This is a genomic window from Mesorhizobium sp. B2-4-13, assembly GCF_006658535.1.
Lineage (GTDB): Bacteria > Pseudomonadota > Alphaproteobacteria > Rhizobiales > Rhizobiaceae > Mesorhizobium > Mesorhizobium australicum.
In genome coordinates this window covers 78,996-97,481 of record NZ_VFVB01000001.1, presented here as the reverse complement: position 1 = coordinate 97,481, position 18,486 = coordinate 78,996, and the positions used below count along the sequence as shown (strand labels likewise).

Genomic DNA, 18,486 nt, shown 5'->3' with positions numbered 1-18,486 from the left:
GTTTTTTTCGCCCTGACGCTGTCATTTTCGAAACGTTTCGTCACCCCTCTGCCGCCAATACCTACGGAATCCTGTCTTTTTAAGCAAGAATCGAAATGCATCAAACTTCTGGCACCTGATATCGGCTTGACACTATCGAAACGTTTAGATTAGCGTTTGCCTGGAGTTGACGACGGCGGAAGGGAGGCCGCCATTGTCATGCAAGAGAGCAGTTCCCCTTCTTCGACACGCAATGCGGCATCGGATCGGCCGGACATCGTTCTGAGCGCCGAGCACATTTCCAAGAGCTTTGGCGGCATCGCCGCGCTCGTCGATGTCGGCTTCGAACTGCGACGCGGCGAGGTCCATGCCCTGATGGGCGAGAACGGCGCCGGCAAATCGACGCTGATGAAGATCCTCTCCGGCGTCTATACCGGCTATGAAGGCACGGTCAGCGTCGATGGCCGGCCGGTCGGCTTCGCCGGCGTGCGCGACGCCGAGGATGCCGGCATCGCCATCATCCACCAGGAACTCAACCTGGTGCCGGAGCTCAGCGTCGCCGACAACATCTTTCTTGGCCGTGAAAAGCTGATCGCCGGGCTGATCGTCGACCGCAAGGCGAGCAGCCGCGCGGCAAGCGCCCTCCTGCAGCGGCTCGGCATCGAACTCGATCCGGACGCTCGCGTCGGCGCCTTGCGTGTCGGCGAACAGCAACTGGTCGAGATCGCCAAGGCGCTGTCGATGTCGGCGCGCATCCTGATCATGGACGAGCCGACCTCGGCCCTGTCGCCGGCCGAATGCCAGCGGTTGTTCCGCATCATCGGCCAGCTTGCCGATAGCGGCGTCGCCATCGTCTACATTTCGCACCGCATCGACGAGGTGATGCATCTGGCCGGTCGCGTCACCGTCTTCCGTGACGGACGCCATGTGCTGACGCGGCCGATGGCCGAACTCGACGAAAACGCCATCATTTCGGCGATGGTCGGACGGGACCTGCTCGCATCCTCCCAAGGTGAGCGGGATCCCGGCGGCAGGACCGTGCTTTCGGTCAGCGACCTGTCGCTGTCGAAGCCCGACCGCCAGGGCTGGCGGCAGGTGGTCGGCGGCGTCAGCTTCGATCTGGCCGCCGGAGAAATCCTCGGCATTGGCGGGTTGCTGGGCTCAGGCCGCACCGAGATCATGGAAGCGATCTTCGGCTCGAGCGATGGCCGTGCCGGCGGCGAGATCCTGCTCGACGGCCAGCCGGTGGATATCCGCTCGCCGCGCGATGCAAGACGCCTTGGCATCGCGCTGGTGACCGAGGACCGCAAGACGCAAGGCCTGCACCTGCAGGCCTCGATATCGGACAATGTGGCGCTGCCGCTGGTCGGCGCGCTGGCGCGCTTCGGCATCCGCTCGCTGGCCGGAGAGCAGGGGCTGGCGCGGCAGGCGGTCAAGGCGCTCGGCATACGCTGCCGCGACATCGACCAGCCCGCCGGCACGCTGTCGGGCGGCAACCAGCAGAAGGTCGTCATCGGCAAGTGGCTGGCGACCAGGCCGAGGGTGCTGTTGCTCGACGAGCCGACACGCGGCATCGATGTCGGCGCCAAGCGCGAAATCTACGACCTCATCTTCCGGCTGGCGCGCGATGGCCTGGCCATCGCCGTCATCAGCTCCGAGCTGCCGGAATTGCTGCATCTTTCCGACCGCATCCTGGTGATGGCCGACGGCCGCCAGACAGGCATCCTTTCGCGCGACGCGGCGAGCGAGGAGGCCATCATGCGCCTCGCTGCACCGCGCCGGACCCTATCGAGACCCGCCGCATGACCGCACTGAAACTCCTGTCCCGCACCAAGCTCTACTGGGGCCTGATCGCCATCTTCCTGATCGGCGTGCTGGGTTCGCCGGTGAGTTCCAAGGGCAACAACATCTTTCTGTCCTACGGCAATCTGCTCGACGTGCTGCGCCAGGTGTCGACCACCGGGCTGATCGCCACCGGCATGACCGCGGTGATCATCACCGGCGGCATCGACCTTTCCGTCGGTTCGCTGATGGCCATCTGCTCGGTGGTGTGCGCCATGCTGCTGACGGTTCCGGGCGTGACGCCCGGTGTCGTGCTGGGCGTGCCGACCGTCGCGCTGGTCGCGCTGTGCCTCGGCTTCGTCGTCACGCGCTTCATCTTCCTCAATGTGGAGAAGTCGCGCGCCCGCGCGGATGCCGCCGTTCGCGATGTCAGGCTGGACACCGTTCGCGGGCTGGTCACGCCGGCAACCGTCGGCGTCATCCTGTGCTGTCTTTCGCTGTGGTACCTGCTGCCGCAGATCGAGCCCAAATTCGGCGTTCTCGGCGTGCTGCTGGTGGCGCCCTGCGTCGGCCTGCTGTTCGGCGCCATCAACGGTTTCATCATCGTTGGCGGGCGGCTGCAGCCGTTCATCGTCACGCTGGCGATGATGGTGACGGCGCTCGGCATCGCCCGGCTCACCGCCGGCCAGAATAATGCCGTGCTGCCGGTCTATACCGGTTCCAACGCAACCGCCGATTTCGAGCTGCTGCGCTCGCTGGTGTTCGGCGTCATCCCGATGCCCGGCCTGTTCTTCCTCGGCGCTATCGTCATCTATGGCGCGGTGCTGCGCTTCACGCCGTTCGGCCGCTATGTCTATGCGATCGGCGGCAACGAGGAGGCGGCCAGGCTCTCTGGCATCGCCGCCGGCCGCGTCAAGATCGCCACCTATGCCATATCAGGCCTGCTCGCCGGAATCGCCGCGGTGCTCTACGTGGCGCAGTACCGGCAAGGCAAGCCGGATGCCGGCGCCGGGCTGGAACTCGACGCCATCGCGGCCGTGGTCATCGGCGGCACCAGCCTGATGGGCGGGCGCGGCAGCCTGACAGGCACCTTCTGCGGCGTGCTGATCTTCGGGCTGCTGTCCAACATATTGCAGCTCCACAACATAAATTCGAACCTTCAGCTGGTGCTGAAGGGGATGATCATCATCGGCACCGTGCTCGTGCAGGAGCGCAATGCCGGCGATCTCATGGCCTATCTGCGCCTGCCCGGGGCGGCGCACAAGGAAACGGCCGCCGCAAAACGGCCGTCGCAAGAGACACCGTCTCTCAATCTCGGAGGAAACAAGAAATGAAACGACGTGACATGCTGAAGCTTGCCGCACTCGGCGCGGCATTGCTGACCACCACGGCACTGCTCTCCACCGGCCATGCTTTCGCCCAGGACAAGAAGTGGAAGATCGGCTTCTCGCAGGTGACCACCATCGAGCCCTGGCGCGCCCAGTTCAACAAGGACATCATTGCCGAGGCCGCCAAGCATCCGGAGGTCGAGCTGATCATCACCGACGGCGAGGACAAGACGGAGAAACAGGTCGCCGACGTCGAGAACCTGATCCGCCAGGAAGTCGACGCGCTGCTGGTCTCGCCGAAAGAATCCGCCGGCCTGACCGGCGTCGTGCAGCAGGCGATCGACGCCAAGATCCCGGTCTTCGTGCTCGACCGCAATGTCGACACCAAGGACTACACGCAGTTCGTCGGCGGCGACAACAAGCTGATCGGCCGCGCGGCCGGCGAATACGCCGTCGAACTGCTCGGCGGCAAGGGCAAGGCAGCGGGCAATGTCGTCGAGATCTGGGGCGGCATGGGCACCCAGCCGGCGCATGACCGCCATGACGGCTTCCATGAATTCACCGACAAGGAACCGGGCATCAAATATTTGCTCGACCAGCAGTCGGGCGACTGGAAGCAGGACCAAGCCTACAATCTGATGGCCAACGCGCTGAAGACCAACGAGAAGATCGATCTCGTCTACGGCCACAACGACCCGATGGCCTACGGTGCCTATCTGGCCGCCAAGGACGTCGGCCGCGAGAAGGACATCAAGTTCATCGGCATCGACGGCCTGCCCAACGAAGGCGTGCAGATGGTGAACAAGGGCGAGCTGACGGCGACCTTCACCTATGTGACCCCAGGCGCGGAAGGCTTGCGCCAGGCGATCAAGTTCCTCAACGGCGAGAAGGTGGAAAAGACCATCACCTTGCCGACGCAGAAGATCACCAAGGAAAACGCCGCCCAGGTGCTGAAAGACAACGGCCTGTGAGTTTTCGCCGGAGATAAGCGCCGGCCCAAGGTCCAGGTTCTTCGTCCGAGGGACAGCTTGGCACCTTCCTCTCCCCCGTCGATCGGGGGAGAGGAAAGGACTTCGCCGCCGCCGCTCTACGCCAGCTTCGCCAGCAGCTTCATGAAGGTGGCGATTTCCTTGTTCGTGAGCGGCGCCAGCGTTTCCTGTGTGATTTCCCGGGCAAGCGGGATCAGCCGCTCGATCGCGTCGCGACCCTCGGCCGTCAGATTGACCAGCAGCCGCCTTTTGTCGACCTCATGCCGGGACAGCTCGACCAGGCCACGCGCCTTCAGCCGGTCGATGACGCCCTTCACCGTCGCGGCATCCATGGCGATCAACGTGCCAAGCTGGTTCTGCGAGGTCTCGCCGACATCGCGCAGCTTGGCCAGTGCGGCGAATTGCGGCGGCGTCAGATCGGCGATACGGGCGGCGAAGATCGAGACATGGCGCTGGTGCGCCTTGCGCAGGATGAAGCCGACCTGTTCCTGCAGGAGGTAGTCGTGATCGTCGGCCTCTTCGGCCTCGACCAGCTTGAGCAGGTTGTCCTCGCCGCTCACCGCAGCCCGTCCCAGGCTTTTATGTCATCCGCAGCGAGGCCACCCATGCGGTTGTGGATGCGCGGGCCACAGGTCATGGCGAGGCAGAACAGGATCTCGTCAGGACGGGGGCCGTCGCTGATGCCGACCTCCATGGCGTCGAAATGGCTGCGCACATAGGCGGCGTTGATGTGGCCGAGCGGTACGTCGAGCTTTGATCCGAAGGCGCCGACCTTCTTGGCCGAGGGCACGATCGCCTTGGCATCGCCCAGCCGCTCGCGCATCGCGTAACCGCCGGGTACATGCCACAGCGCGCCGTGTTCCAGCTCGCCTGCGCTGCCGACAATGGCGCCCTTGCCGTAGCCGTCGATCTGTTTCACGTCGCCGCCGAGCGCCGCGATCAGCCGGTCGGCAAGCAGCAGGCCGAGCGGCTTCAGATCGTCCATGGCGCTCTGCAGCTCCTCGACATAGCGCCCGGCGAAAGGGTTCTTGACCACCGCCATGGCGGCGGCACGCCGGCGCGGCACCGCCGCGACCGGTCCGCCGTCGTGAAAAATCTCTTCGCTCAGCACCGCGATCTTGCGGATCGGAAACTCAGGCATGGGCAACTTCCTCCGGTTCATGCTTGTTGGGCGGGCCGAGTGCAACGGAGCCGCTGATACGGGCCTCCCCACCAAGAAACAGCGCCGATGCGGCAATCAGGCCGCGCCGCCGAAAATCTTCGGCGACGGCGAGGCCATTGTCCAGCGCCCGCGCCACCTCGCCAGAGGCAAGCGTGCCGACGCCTTGTGTCACCAGCCGTGCGCCAAGATCGCTGTCGGGCGACAGGTCGCTTGCGGGAGTGCGCCTGATGGCGGGATTGCCGGGCAGGTCGACGGCGTTGGCGATAAGCGTCGCCGCCGCATCTGCCTCGGCGCCGGTGCGCGCGAGCACGGTGACGGCATCGGCAATGCCAAGCGAGAAGGAGCGGCCACGCCAGCCGCTGGTTGCGACACCACGCACCCCATCTTGCGCGCGGATCGTGATCCGGTCGGCCATGCCGTTGCCGGTCCCGGCGACCGCCAAGCCAATCGACGTGGCCTTGTCGAGATGGAGGGCGCTGTCGCCGCCATTGTTGACATAGGCGCGGTCGAGCTTGCGGCCGGCAAGCAGCGCGGCAAGCATTTCGTCGGCTACCGATCCGGCGACGGCGGCCATCGGCGTGATGAAGCATTCCGCCAGGGGCATGACGGCTGCTTCCATGCGGCGCGCCGTCGGGCCGGTGAAGGTTCGCGGCGCCAAGAAAAATGCCGGGAGGCGCAGTTCGGGAAGCTCCTCGACCAACTCGATCAGGATCGTCTGGAAGCGCGCGACGGCTTGGGCATAGGCGGCGCGACACTCGTCAGCCTCGCCGAAGGCCTCGACGATCAGGTCGATCGGCCCATGGTTGAGATGCAGCCGCTTGCCATCCTGCAGCCAATGCGCTTGCGGGCCTTCCATCAGCCGGCCTCATCCGAGCCCGCGCGGCGCAACTGCACCAGCGGCGGCCATGGATTGCTGGCCGGGGCACCCGTGCCGCGTCGGGGATTGAGGTACTCGCCGCCCTTGGCGACAATATCCGCGACGCTGCGGATTTCAGCCTCGTAGCCGCCAAGCCTGACATAGTCGTCGCGACGCAGCGTGAACTCGATCGGCGCCACCAGCGCTGGCGTCGGCACGTAGCCGAAGGCGCCTGGCGGAACCCTGGTGACATCGACCATCAGCGTGATGCCGCCGCCCGGCCAGACATAGACCGGCGCGCCGCCGACCGTGACGTAGGTTTTCAGGCCTTGCACGGAACGGGTGAGATTGACCGGGTTTTCGGTGACGCCGGCACGCAGTGAGCCGCCGGCGCCGCCGATGAACAGCACGGTGCACAAAGCCGGCTCGCAATTGTCCTCGATCAGGTTGACCGATTTTTGCAGCCGCTCCGGAAACGGTTTTTCGACCGGTTTCAAGTCGTCGTCGAGCTCGTAATAGGCGAACTGCTCGCCGGTGGTCGAAACCATCAGCAGCGACAGGCCCGGCCGCGCGCCCTTCTTGGCGTTCCATTCGCCGAGGATCGACAGCGGATCTGAAATGCTGGTGCCACCCCAGCCGAGGCCGGGCTCGGAGACCTTGAAATAGCGGCCCGGCGTCGAGCGGCGGCCGACGATCTTGATACCGGTATCCTGCCAGCCCAGCACCTTGCCGGCCTGGTGTTCGGAAACGACGCCGGTAATGTGGTCGTCGACCACCACCACCTCGTCGACCAGCCCGCGCCATTGCGTGGCGAACATGCCGATGGTGGCCGAGCCGCAGCCGACGCGCATGCGATGTTCCTGCTTGCCGTCGATGACGGGTGGTTTGCCGGCTTCGACAATGACCGTGGCGCCGCCGTCGATGGTGAGTTCCACCGGTTTGCGGTTGCACAGGTTGAGCAGCGCATCGCAGGTGGCGCGGCCTTCCGCCTTGGAGCCGCCGGTCAGATGATGCACGCCGCCCAGCGACAGCATCTGCGAGCCATATTCTCCCGTCGTGACATGGCCGATGGCTTCGCCCTCAGCCCGCACAACAGCTGTTTCGGGTCCGATATGACGGTCGGTATCTATCTTCACCTTGACGCCGCAATAGGAGAAGATGCCTTCGGTCACCACGGTGACGAGATCGACGCCTTCCACTTTCTGGCTGACGATGAAGGGAGCGGGCTTGTAGTCGGGATAGGTTGTGCCGGCGCCGATTGCGGTGACGAAGCGGCGGCCGGTGTTGATGAGTTCGCCATCCCACTGCTCGCCCTCGGCGACAAAGGGGACAATGGCGGCCCCGGTCTCGGCCGCATGGTCGAGGATGGTCAGCGGGTCCATGCGCACGATGCGGCCCGCGATATTGCCATAGCGGTCGCAGGCTCCGGTGCGTCCGTCAGCGATGTAGCACATGACGGGACAGGCATCGCAGCGGATCTTTTCCGCCACCAGCTTCTCGCCGGGATCATGGGTTTCGAAACGCTCGGCAAGCTCGCTCATGCGCGTGCCTCCTTCTCGCGGATGGCCGCCAGGATGCGGCTTGGCGTTGCCGGCACCTTGGTGACCAGCACGCCGGTGGCGTGACGAATGGCATTGAGGATCGCCGGCGCCGTCGGGATCAGCACGTGCTCGCCCAGGCCCTTGGCGCCGAACGGCCCTTCGGGATCGGGCACCTCGACAAGGATGGTCTCGATCGGCGGCACGTCGCCGATGGTCGGGATGAGATAGTCATGCAAATTCTCGGTGCGGCCGGGGATGTATTCTTCCATCAGTGCCATGCCGATGCCTTGCGCGATACCGCCCTCGATCTGGCCCTCGACCAGCAGCGGGTTGATCGCCTTGCCGACGTCGTGCGCGGCGATGATCCTGATCAGCGTGACCGTGCCGAGCCTGAGGTCGACCTCAAGTTCGGCGATCTGCGCGCCATAGCCATAGACCGCATAGGGTTTGCCCTGGCCCTTGGCATCGAGCGGCAGCGTTGGCGGGTCGTAGGTCTCCTCGGCACGGAAGACGAAGCCGTCCGTATCCACGCCGAGCGCGGCAAGATCGATGCTTCGTGTCGCCTCGCCTTCGCGGATGACGATCGCCGGGCCATCCAGTTCAAGCGAAGCCTTGTCCGAGACATTGGCAAAGCGCAGGATCTTCTCGCGCAGGGCGCGTCCTGCCTTCTCGGCCGCCTTGCCGGTGACGAAGGTCTGGCGCGAGGCCGAGGTCTTCCCAGCATCGGGACTGATCGCCGTATCGGCGCTCTTCAGCCGGAATTTTTCCAGCGGCAGGCCGAGCGCGTCGGCGCAGATCTGCGTGATGACGGTGTTGGACCCTTGGCCGATATCGACCGCGCCCTGATGCAGGATGACCGCGCCGTCAGCCGCGATGCCGACCCGGATGGTCGACGGATTGGGCAGCGAGGTGTTGCCGCAGCCATACCAGCACGAAGCGACACCGACGCCGCGTTTCCTGTCCAGGTTGGCGCTGTTGAAAGCGTCGGCATCGGCCGTCGCCCGCGCCCAATGCGGCCGCAACGCTTCGAGGCATTCGGCGATGCCGACGCCGGACTCCAGGAGCTGCCCGGTAACCGTTTCGGATCCGTTCCGAAGGCAATTCTTCAGGCGAAAATCAAGCCGATCGATACCGAGCTTGCCGGCGAGCTCGTCATAGAGCGTCTCTTGCATGATCGTCGCCTGCGGCACGCCGAAGCCACGGAAGGCACCGGCAATCGGCCCATTTGTGTGGATGGCGCGGCCCTCGGCGCGGTAATTCGGCGTGAAATAAGGACCGGAGGCATGCACCGGCACGCGGTTGGCAACCGTCGGTCCCCAGCTCGCATAGGCTCCGGTGTTGAAATCGCCTTCGAAGATCATGCCTGTGACATGGCCCTCGGCATCTGCGCCGACGGTGGCCTTCATCCGCGCCGGATGGCGCTTGGTGGTCGACATCATGGATTCGTTGCGGGTGTAGGCAAGGGCCGCGGGCCGCCCGGTCTTCAGCGCGACAAGGCCGATCAGCGGCTGCAGGGAAACGTCGAGCTTGGAGCCAAAGCCACCGCCGGTCGCGGTCGGCACGATGCGCACCTTGTCGACGGCAAGGCCGAGCACTTTCGCCGTGTCGTCACGATCCATGTAAGGCGCCTGCGTACAGGCGACGACGACGAGCGTGTCGCCGTCGAGATATGCATAGCCGGCTTCCGGCTCGATATAGGCGTGCTCGACATAGGAGGTGTCGATCGCATCGCTCGCGGTGAACGCCGCATCGGCAAGTGCCGACTCGGGATCGCCGCGTTCGACGAAGCCCTTGGTCAGCAAATTGGCCGGGCGGTTTTCATGGATCAGCGCCGCACCTTCGGCCTGCGCATCGCCGGGCTGGAGAACATGCGGCAGTTCGGTCCAGCGGACGGGGAAATCCGACAGATCGAGATCGAGGATCGCCTCGCGTTCGCCGGCGACCAGCGCGACAGCCTCGCCGCGAAGCCGGGCAAAGCCCTCGGCCAACGCCGGCTGGTCGGCGAACGGGCCGATAACGCCGAAACAGTTTTTTCCCGGGATATCGGCTGCCGTGAAAACACCCGTGATACCGGGATGGCTGCTTGCCCAGCCATCGATGTCGCCGAAGGCGAAGCCGGCATGATGATGCGGCGAGCGGATCACCAGCACCGCAAGCGCATCGGCCGGAAAGGAATCGCCGCCGAATTTCTCGGCACCGGTCACCTTTGGCACACCGTCGAGCCTGACCGGCGACGCGCCGATGGCCTGGCCGGACCGAGGCAGACGGAAGTCCAGGCTCGCGGTCTGGAGGGAAGCCTCCATCACCGCGGTGATGATCTTGCGGTAGCCGGTGCAGCGGCAGAGAATGCCGCCCAACGCATCCTGCACCTCGGTCTCGGTCGGCCTGGGTTTCGTATCCAGCAGCGCTGAAGCCGCGACCAGCAGCGCCGGCGTGCAGATGCCGCATTGCGCGGCGCCATGCGCCAGAAACGAGGCTTGCAGCGCCGACAGGCGCCCATTGGCGAGGCCCTCGACCGTCGTCACCATAGTGCCGGAAGCGGAGGCCGCCGACATCAGGCAGGCGCAGACGGGGTCGCCGTCGACCAGCACCGTGCAGGCGCCGCAGTCGCCGGCGTCGCAGCCGACCTTTGTACCCGTCAGCCGCAATTCGTCACGCAGCACCAAGGACAGCCGGCGCAGCGGTGGCACGTTGACCGAGACGGCGGCGCCATTGACCGCGAAGGCGATATCGGCGCGATCCATGCTCATGCGGCCACCTTGTCGTCCGTGGGCTTGCCCGCGGCCTCAAGCGCGGCGCGCGCAACGATCTCGCGCACCGCGTCGAGCCTGTATTCAGCGCTGCCGCGCACATCGGCGATCGGCTGCAGCTCAGCCATCGGCGCCGACCGGACCGCGGCAACAAGCCCGGCGTCCAAGGGAAGCCCGCGCAGCGCCGCCTCGACACCGGCAAGCCGCCTCGCCACGGCCGAACACGAGCCGACGGCGACGGCCGCCTGCGCGACAGTGCCATTCTCGGCAACCAGACGCACCGCCACCATGGCAATGGAAATAACGAGATAGCGCCGCGCCCCGAGCTTGATGAAGGCCGATGTGCCGGCGGGTTTCGGCACGTGGATGGCCGTCAGCATCTCGCCAGGCCGCAAGGCCGTACGGCGGTTGCCGAGGATGAACGCCGCCAAGGGCAGACGGCGCGTCGCCGTCGCCGAGCGCAGCTCGACCTCGGCATCAAGGACCAGCAGCCCCGGCACACCGTCGGCGGCCGGCGAGGCGTTGCAGAGATTGCCGGCGACCGAGGCGACGTTCTGGATTTGTGGTGAACCCACTTCCCGCGCGGCCTGTTTCAACGCATCAAAGGCCGGCGGCAAGGGATGGCGGATGATGTCGGTCCATGTCGTGCGCGCGCCGATGATCCAGTGGCTGCCGGTCTCGGCGATGCCGCGCAGCGCTGTCAGGCCGTTGATGTCGAGGACATTGTCACGAAACGGTTTGCTGCCCTGCGCCGGATAGAAATCCGTACCGCCGGCAAGGATACGCCAAGCGCGCCCGCTAAGCAGCGCGAGGGCCTCGTCGACCGTGGTGGGTTTCGCGTAACGGATCACGCTTTCCTTCCCAATAAGGTGGGCCTTCCCGATAAGGTGGGCCTTCCCGATAAAATGGGCTTTGCCCGAAACTGGCCCTCCCGAGGCGCTTGCCTAGGGAAAGTCTTTACCGGCTTCGACCGGCAAATTCATTCGTATGCAAATGATATCAAGACGGCGGAAATTGTCAAAGCCAGAGTTTGCGCCGGCTGGCATCGCCACGCATTTGTTATGCCGCTGGAGGTTGACGCGGCCCCTCATCTGGTCAAGTTTCTCCTCAGTCGCGCCAGCGGCTTTTTCTTTCGCCGGGTGCCTCGTTCGGAGCCCGACCCCAGCCTGACAGGAAGGAAGCCCATGGCCGACGAAGCGCTCGTTGTCATCGACCTGCAGAACGACTTTTGCCCGGGCGGCGCGCTGGCCGTTGCCGGCGGCGACGAGATCGTGCCGCTGGTCAACGACATGATCCGGCGAACAGACCATGTCGTGCTGACACAGGACTGGCACCCCGCCGGCCATTCCAGCTTCGCCTCCAGCCACCCTGGGTCGCAGCCCTATTCGACGATCGAGATGCCCTATGGTCCGCAGACGCTGTGGCCGGACCACTGCATACAGGGCAGTCTCGGCTCGGATTTCCATTCCGGACTTGCCTGGACCAAGGCCGAACTCCTCATCCGCAAAGGCTTTCGCTCCGCCATCGACAGCTATTCCGCCTTCTTCGAGAATGATCACGCGACGCCCACGGGGCTCGCCGGCTATCTGCGGGAGCGCGGCATCGACACACTGACCCTGGTCGGCCTGGCGACCGATTTCTGCGTCGCCTTCTCGGCGCTGGATGCGGTCAAACAAGGGTTTAGAACCACGGTCAGGCTCGATGCCTGCCGTGGCATCGATCTCAACGGATCCCTCGAGACAATGCTGGCGAAGATGCGCGATGCCGGCGTGACGCTCGAAGATCACACTTCGGGCTGACTCGTGGGGGGTAGAAGGGGATACTTGCCGATAGCGACCGGGGCGGGCGGGGCGATCATCGTCGCGATGCAGTTTCCAGCACAGGCCTTCGCGGCCGAAGAGCACGGCCTGCCTGGCGGCGCGATGTCGCTGTGGTGGGCGCTGCCATTTGCCGGGCTGCTGTTGTCGATCGCGACCGGTCCGCTGCTGTTCCACCATGTCTGGGAACATCACTACGGCAAGATCGCGGCCTTGTGGGCGGCGCTCGTGATCGTGCCGCTCGCGATTGCCTTCGGTGCTCCCGCGGCGACCGAGGCGGTGCTGCACGCGCTGCTCACCGAATACATGTCGTTCATTGTCCTGCTGTTTGCGCTCTACACGATTTCAGGCGGCATCCTGCTTGCCGGCAACATCCACGGCACGCCGCTGGTCAATGCCGGGCTGCTGATCGTCGGGGCGCTGCTGGCCTCGGTGATCGGCACGACCGGCGCCTCGATGATCCTGATCCGGCCGATCCTGCGCGCCAACGACAACAGGCCTTTCAATGCCCATGTCGTCATCTTCTTCATTTTCCTGGTGTCCAACATCGGCGGCTCGCTTACGCCGCTCGGCGACCCCCCGCTGTTCGTCGGCTTCCTGCGCGGCGTCGATTTCTTCTGGACGACCACCAACCTCTACCGGGAGACGCTGTTCGTTGGCCTCGTCGTGCTGGCGGCGTTCCTGGCGATCGACCTCATCCTGCACCGGCGCGAGGCTGGCGCACCGAAGATCAAGGATCCGACACCCGATACGAACGTGCGCCTGCGCGGCCTGGCCAACCTCCCGCTGCTGGCCGGTGTGATCGGCGCCATCCTGCTGTCGGCGGCGTGGAAGCCGGGCGTGAGTTTTTCCGTGTTCGGCGTCGGTCTCGAACTGCAGAACCTGGTCCGCGACGTGATCATCCTCGCGCTGGCCCTGCTATCGCTTCCGCTCTCCTACAAGAGCCACCGCGAGGCGAACGGCTTCAACTGGGGTCCGATCGCGGAAGTGGCCAAATTGTTCGCCGGCATCTTCATCTGCATCGTCCCGGTCGTCGCCATTTTGAGGGCCGGCCACAACGGTGCGCTGGCGCCGCTGGTGGCGCTCGTCACGTCGGCGCAAGGCACGCCCAACGACCTCGCCTATTTCTGGCTGACCGGTGCATTGTCGTCCTTCCTCGACAATGCACCGACCTATCTGGTGTTTTTCGAGCTGGCGGGCGGCGATCCCCGCCACCTGATGACGGAGTTCGCCTCGACACTTGCCGCGATCTCGGCCGGCGCCGTGTTCATGGGCGCCAACACCTATATCGGCAACGCGCCCAACTTCATGGTCTATGCCATTGCCAGGCATCGCGGCGTCAAGATGCCGGGCTTCTTTGGGTACATGCTGTGGTCCGGGCTGGTGCTGGTCCCGACCTTCTTGGTCGCGGGTTTTCTGTTTTTCGGTTGATCAACCCACGCCGACATAGCGCCGGACCGCGGACGGGTCGACGCGCAGGGCCTCGACATCGACCGTCTCGCGGTTGCGGCCGTTTTCAATAAAGCAGACACGATCGGCGACCGACAGCACGGCATCGACCCGCTGCTCGACCAGGATGGTGGAGACCTCCATCTCGCGCAGCTTCGACACCGTCTCGCGGATCTTGGCGATCATCGACGGCATCAACCCTTCGGTCGGCTCGTCGAGCAACAGCACCTGCGGCTCAAGGCAAAGCGCGCGCGCCATGGCCAGCATCTGCTGCTCGCCCCCGGACAAGGTGCCCGAGCGCTGCCGTAGCCGCTGGCGCAGCAGCGGGAAGAGGTCGAGAACGTTCTCGCGCGTCGCCTTGCCCTTGCCGCGCGCCATCAGCCCGATCTCGATGTTTTCGGCCACCGTCATCTCGGCGAACAGCCGCCTGCCCTGCGGCACGTAGGCGACACCAGCCTTCGGCACTTCATGCGCTGGCAGGCCGGTCAATTCCTGCCCTGCGAGCCTGATCGAGCCGGCACGCGCCGGAACCAGGCCCATGATCGCCTTCAGCGTCGTCGTCTTGCCGGCGCCGTTGCGGCCGAACAGGCACAGCACCTCTCCCTTGTTCAGCACCAGGTCGAGCCCATAGAGCACCTGGACCTCGCCATAGAAGCAATCGAGCCCGGAAATCGTCAGCGATTCGGGCTTGCTCGCCTCAGTCATGGTGCCGTTCCCAGATAGGCTTCCTGAACCGCCGCGTTCTCGCGGATGGCTTCGGGTGTGCCCTCGGCCAGGATCCTGCCGGCGTTGAAGACGGTGATGCGGTCGGCAAGCTGCATCACGACCGGCATGTTGTGCTCGATCAGCAGCACGGTCGCGCCTTTGGCGATGTCGCGCACCAGCGCGATGAAATTGTCGATCTCGCTGTCGGCGAGCCCCTGCGTCGGCTCGTCGAGGATCAGCAGGCGCGGTTTCAGCGCCAGGCCCATCGCCACTTCGAGCAATCGTTGATGGCCGTAGGACAATTGCCCGGCCGGCATATGGGTGCGGTCGGCCAGCCCTGTACGTTCAAGCGCAGAGATGACGCCGGCACGCAGCTCAGCCTTCGAGCGGCGATCGCTGAGCGTGAGCTGCACCGGCAGCGCGACATTGTCATAGACGCTGAGATTGGCAAAGACGCTGGTGATCTGGAAGGTGTAGGCGATGCCCCGGCGGACCCTGGCATAGGTCGGCAGGCCGGTGATGTCGGCACCGTCGAAGACGATCGCTCCCGAAGACGGCTGGATGCGGCCGCTGATCAGACTGACGAAGGTTGTCTTGCCGGCGCCGTTCGGACCGATGACGGCGCGGATCTCGCCCGGCATCAGGGTGAAGTCGACATTGTCGACCGCACGCAGGCCGCCGAAGCTGCGCGACAGGCCCTTGGTGGTCAGCAGCGGCGTCATGGCAGCCATCCAAGCCAGCGCCGGCGGATGGTGCCGAGAATGCCTTTCGGGAAAAACAGCACCAGCAGAATGAGTGCCATGCCGACGATCAGCAGGTAGGCCGACGTGTAGCCGCTGGTGACGTCGATGACATAGTACATGAACAGCGTGCCGATCAGTGGTCCAAGCGTTGTGGCCGCACCGCCGAGCAGCACCCACAGCAGCGGCAGGATCGAATACTGTACCGAGGCGAAACTCGACCCGACATAGCCGAACAGCAGCGCGTAGGCGGCGCCGGACGCCGCGCAGATCGTGCCGGAGACGATAATGGCGGCAAGCTTGTTGGAGAAGGTGTCGTAGCCCAGCATCTTCGTGCGTTCCTCATTCTCCCGGATCGCGATCAGCACGCGACCGTATCTGGACCGGACGACGGCAAGCGTGATCAGCAGCACGAGCGAAAACAAGCCGAGCGCCGTCATGTAGCGTACGGTCGGGTTGGTGAGATCGAGCGAGGTGGCGCCGAGATTGAGGACACGCGCCGGCTGCGGCACGACCTGACCCTGATCGCCGCCGGTCCAGGCCGCGAAATAGAGGATGGCCAGATAAAACACCTGCGCGAACATCATGGTGACGATCATGAAGGCCACGCCCGTGGTGCGCAGCGCCAGGAGGCCGATCACCAGCGCCAACGCCGCGCCGCAGGCAATGCCGGCGAGGAACGCCAGAGGCACGCTCCAGCCGAGCTGGATGACGGCAAGGCCGGCGCCGTAAAGCCCGGCGCCGAAGAACATCGCATGGCCAAGGCTGAGCAGGCCGACATAGCCGAACAGCATGTTGTAGCCCATGGCGAAGACCGCCAGCACCATGATGCGGGCGAGCAGGCCGTGGTAATAGTCCGGCAAGAGGAAGCTCAGCATGAAGAGCAGGGCAATCACGCCGAGATGCAGCGCATAGGCCTTTGCCGGCGAAGCTTCGCTCATCGCGATGCCGTCCCGAACAGGCCTTGCGGCCGGAACACCAGCACCATGGCGACCAGCAGCGTGGCGATGATCTTGGCCAGCGTCGGCGAGAAGAACATCGAAATGATGCCGTCGGAGAGGCCGATCAGCACGGCGGCGACGACCGTGCCGCGCAACGAGCCGAGGCCGCCGATGATGACGACGATGAAGGACAAGAGCAGCGGATCCTGCCCCATCAGATAGTGCGCCTGGCTGATCGGCACGATCAGCACCGCGGCGATCGCCGCCAGCATGGCGCCGAGCGCGAAAACGCCGCCATAGACGCGGCCGACCGGGATGCCGAAGGCCTGCGCCGTCTCGCTGTCATACTGCGTGGCACGCATGATGAGGCCGATCCTGGTGCGCGTCAGCACCAGCCATGTCGCGATCAGCAGAAGAGCGGATGCGGCGATGATAGACAGCTTGTAGCCGGAATAGCCGAACCACGGCAGAAGGATGCGATAGCTGAACGGCGGCTCCACGGGCCGCGCTTCGGGGCCATAGAAGGTCAGCGCCAGCTGCTGGATGATGTAGAGCATGCCGATGGTGGCGACGATGGTGGCTTCCGGATTGTAGTTGAGCCGGCTCAGCACCAGCCGTTCGGCGACCAGCGCGATGGCGCCGACGATCAGCGGCGCGATCACCAGCGCCGCCAGGAAGCCAAGAGCCGGATGGCCGCCAATTGCCGATGTGATCGCCCAGGCAAGCACGGCGCCCAGCATGAAGAACTCGCCATGGGCGACGTTGACGACACGCATGACGCCGAACACCAGCGACAGACCCAGCGCCGTCAGCGCCAGCACGGCCGAGGTGACGAGGCCTTCAAGGGTTGCGAGGAGAAGGTGGGGTCCGAAGTGCATGGGTTAGCCACAGAGGGATGCGCGAGGCACCCCCCTCTGGCCTGCCGGCCATCTTGCGGGGGAGATGTCCGGCAGGACAGAGGGGGGTGCCTTGGCGCTCACGTTGGCTGCTGGAATGAGTTCACAGCGCCTGCGTCGTGTAATCCCCTTCGGCCTCGTAAAGCCCGTCCTCGATCTTGGTCTTGTGCACGACCTTCAGCTTGCCGCCCTCGACCTTGGAGATGTTCTGGATGCCAAAGCACTGGTGGATCTTGCCATTGAAGGTTTTTGGCCCCTGCGGATGCTCCGGGCCTTCGGCGAATTCCTTCAGCGCCTCGGTCGCCTCGACCAGCTTGGCGCGGTCTTCCGGCCCTTCGTAGCCGGCGTCTTCCATCGCCTTCTTGACGACGTAGAGCGTTTCCCAGCAGCCGAACATGTGCGCGGCGGTGGAGACATCCTTGGCGTCGCCGACGGCGGCGCCATTGTCGTCGATGCCGACAGCGGCCCGATAGGCCTTCTGCGCTTCGGTGTCGTCGGGCTGGGCGTAGCGCGGCGAGCCTTCCCAGAAATGGCTGCCGTCGAGGAATTCGAGGCCGGGGCTGTTGATGTCCACGGCTTCCAGCGAATCGATGAAGCCGAAGAGTTGCGGCCGGTTGGAACCGTAGAACTCGCCGAGTTCCTTGACGAAGGTGAGCACCGCCGGGCCGACCATGACGTGGTAGATCACCTCGGTCTCGGGCGGGATTTGCGGGAAGTATTTGGTGAAGGACGATTCCGTCGGCGGAATGGCGATCTGCGCGATCACCTCGGCGCCTTGCGCCTTCAGCGCCGGCGGCAGGTAGTCGCGATGGTCGTAGCCGAAGGCGAAATCGGGGAATATCTGCGTCACCTTCTTGCCGGCATTGGCCGCGATCCATGGCGCCATCGACTGGATCTGGCTCTTCACGTCGGTGATGCCGGGCTGGAAGACATAGCGGTTGAGCTTGGTCGAGGCGACATGGTGACCTTCGCTGACGACGAAGTAGGGCATCTTGTTTTCGCCGGCGGCAGGCGCCGATCCGATGACGACATGCGAGAACAGCGTACCGAAGACGATGTCGGTCTTGTGCTGGGTGGCGAACTTGCCGATCACTTCGGCGCCGCGGCCGGGATCGGTGCCGTCATCCTCGATGATCACCTCGACCTGACGGCCATTGATGCCGCCGGCGGCATTGATCGCCTTGATCGCAGCGGCGGTCGTCTTCTCGTACCAGCGGCCATAGGCGGCGCCAATGCCGGTGCGGTGCGACTGGAAGCCGATCTTGATCGGCGCCGAACTCTGTGCCTGGGAGTAGCGGACGAAGCCGGGCGCCATGGCGAGGCCAGCGCCGGCGGCGAGGCCCTTCAGCGTGGTACGGCGGGTGAGTGTGGTTTTGGAGAGATCGAAAAATCCGTTCTTGTCAGTCACGTTCGTTCCCCTGTTTTTGTGTTTTGACCAACGATAAGGCGGCTCGAACATCCTCGGCAAGAGGATGCAAAATTGCATGTATACAAACTAAATCACCAAAGGCTTGGCCTGGCAAGCGAGCTTTCCTTCGGGGCATGGCTCAC

The 18,486-nt window shown here is 64.8% G+C and carries 16 protein-coding genes; 5 read left to right on the top strand and 11 right to left on the bottom strand.

Annotated elements, in window-relative coordinates:
* Positions 1 to 198: 198 nt before the first annotated feature.
* The 3 genes from FJ936_RS00520 to FJ936_RS00510 are packed head-to-tail and all read left to right on the top strand — an operon-like array spanning position 199 to position 4,060.
* A complete protein-coding gene (locus FJ936_RS00520; protein WP_140789964.1) occupies positions 199 to 1,785 on the top strand; it encodes a sugar ABC transporter ATP-binding protein in 1,587 nt (528 codons plus the stop codon).
* The gene (locus tag FJ936_RS00515; RefSeq protein WP_140789966.1) at positions 1,782 to 3,095 is read left to right on the top strand and encodes an ABC transporter permease; all 1,314 of its coding nucleotides are present in this window, start codon (positions 1,782 to 1,784) and stop codon (positions 3,093 to 3,095) included. The genes FJ936_RS00520 and FJ936_RS00515 overlap by 4 nt, the downstream gene beginning before the upstream one ends.
* On the top strand, positions 3,092 to 4,060 hold the full coding sequence (locus FJ936_RS00510) for a substrate-binding domain-containing protein (protein ID WP_015314453.1): 969 nt from the start codon (positions 3,092 to 3,094) through the stop codon (positions 4,058 to 4,060). The genes FJ936_RS00515 and FJ936_RS00510 overlap by 4 nt, the downstream gene beginning before the upstream one ends.
* A gap of 116 nt (positions 4,061 to 4,176) precedes the next feature.
* Here FJ936_RS00510 and FJ936_RS00505 read toward each other — a convergent pair whose 3' ends face one another.
* Genes FJ936_RS00505 through FJ936_RS00480 form a run of 6 tightly spaced genes read right to left on the bottom strand, consistent with a single transcriptional unit; the run spans position 4,177 to position 11,238 of the window.
* The gene (locus FJ936_RS00505) at positions 4,177 to 4,638 is read right to left on the bottom strand and encodes a MarR family transcriptional regulator (RefSeq protein WP_023781829.1); all 462 of its coding nucleotides are present in this window, start codon (positions 4,636 to 4,638) and stop codon (positions 4,177 to 4,179) included.
* Positions 4,635 to 5,219 (bottom strand): amino acid synthesis family protein, encoded by a 585-nt coding sequence (locus FJ936_RS00500; RefSeq protein WP_140660161.1) that lies wholly within the window; start codon positions 5,217 to 5,219, stop codon positions 4,635 to 4,637. The genes FJ936_RS00505 and FJ936_RS00500 overlap by 4 nt, the downstream gene beginning before the upstream one ends.
* Entirely contained in the window at positions 5,212 to 6,096 is an 885-nt protein-coding gene (locus FJ936_RS00495) for a hypothetical protein (RefSeq protein ID WP_015314458.1), read from the bottom strand. Before FJ936_RS00495 ends, FJ936_RS00500 begins: the two co-directional genes overlap by 8 nt.
* Entirely contained in the window at positions 6,096 to 7,637 is a 1,542-nt protein-coding gene (locus tag FJ936_RS00490; protein ID WP_140789968.1) for a 6-hydroxynicotinate reductase, read from the bottom strand. The genes FJ936_RS00495 and FJ936_RS00490 overlap by 1 nt, the downstream gene beginning before the upstream one ends.
* Complete coding sequence (locus FJ936_RS00485) at positions 7,634 to 10,387, bottom strand: molybdopterin-dependent oxidoreductase (RefSeq protein WP_140789970.1); 2,754 nt, start codon at positions 10,385 to 10,387, stop codon at positions 7,634 to 7,636. The genes FJ936_RS00490 and FJ936_RS00485 overlap by 4 nt, the downstream gene beginning before the upstream one ends.
* Complete coding sequence (locus FJ936_RS00480) at positions 10,384 to 11,238, bottom strand: xanthine dehydrogenase family protein subunit M (RefSeq protein WP_140789972.1); 855 nt, start codon at positions 11,236 to 11,238, stop codon at positions 10,384 to 10,386. Before FJ936_RS00480 ends, FJ936_RS00485 begins: the two co-directional genes overlap by 4 nt.
* Positions 11,239 to 11,571: 333 nt before the next feature.
* Here FJ936_RS00480 and pncA point away from each other — a divergent pair, with 333 nt between their 5' ends.
* Both pncA and FJ936_RS00470 read left to right on the top strand, forming a co-directional pair.
* Positions 11,572 to 12,186 carry a bifunctional nicotinamidase/pyrazinamidase gene (pncA, locus tag FJ936_RS00475; RefSeq protein WP_140789974.1) on the top strand — a complete coding sequence of 205 codons (615 nt, stop codon included), beginning with the start codon at positions 11,572 to 11,574 and terminating at the stop codon, positions 12,184 to 12,186.
* A 66-nt stretch (positions 12,187 to 12,252) separates the two neighbouring features.
* Positions 12,253 to 13,635, top strand: coding sequence for a sodium:proton antiporter (locus FJ936_RS00470; RefSeq protein WP_181171245.1), 1,383 nt, complete (start codon positions 12,253 to 12,255; stop codon positions 13,633 to 13,635).
* Here the strand turns inward: FJ936_RS00470 and FJ936_RS00465 are convergent, their stop codons facing one another.
* The 5 genes from FJ936_RS00465 to FJ936_RS00445 form a co-directional block, all read right to left on the bottom strand.
* The gene (locus FJ936_RS00465; protein WP_140789978.1) at positions 13,636 to 14,358 is read right to left on the bottom strand and encodes an ABC transporter ATP-binding protein; all 723 of its coding nucleotides are present in this window, start codon (positions 14,356 to 14,358) and stop codon (positions 13,636 to 13,638) included. It abuts the gene before it with no gap.
* Positions 14,355 to 15,080: an ABC transporter ATP-binding protein gene (locus FJ936_RS00460; RefSeq protein ID WP_140789980.1), complete on the bottom strand. Its 726-nt coding sequence runs from the start codon at positions 15,078 to 15,080 to the stop codon at positions 14,355 to 14,357. Before FJ936_RS00460 ends, FJ936_RS00465 begins: the two co-directional genes overlap by 4 nt.
* Positions 15,077 to 16,039: a branched-chain amino acid ABC transporter permease gene (locus FJ936_RS00455; RefSeq protein ID WP_140711747.1), complete on the bottom strand. Its 963-nt coding sequence runs from the start codon at positions 16,037 to 16,039 to the stop codon at positions 15,077 to 15,079. Before FJ936_RS00455 ends, FJ936_RS00460 begins: the two co-directional genes overlap by 4 nt.
* The gene (locus FJ936_RS00450) at positions 16,036 to 16,917 is read right to left on the bottom strand and encodes a branched-chain amino acid ABC transporter permease (RefSeq protein WP_140615272.1); all 882 of its coding nucleotides are present in this window, start codon (positions 16,915 to 16,917) and stop codon (positions 16,036 to 16,038) included. Before FJ936_RS00450 ends, FJ936_RS00455 begins: the two co-directional genes overlap by 4 nt.
* Before the next feature lie 121 nt (positions 16,918 to 17,038).
* Positions 17,039 to 18,343, bottom strand: coding sequence for an ABC transporter substrate-binding protein (locus FJ936_RS00445; RefSeq protein WP_140789983.1), 1,305 nt, complete (start codon positions 18,341 to 18,343; stop codon positions 17,039 to 17,041).
* Positions 18,344 to 18,486: the final 143 nt, after the last annotated feature.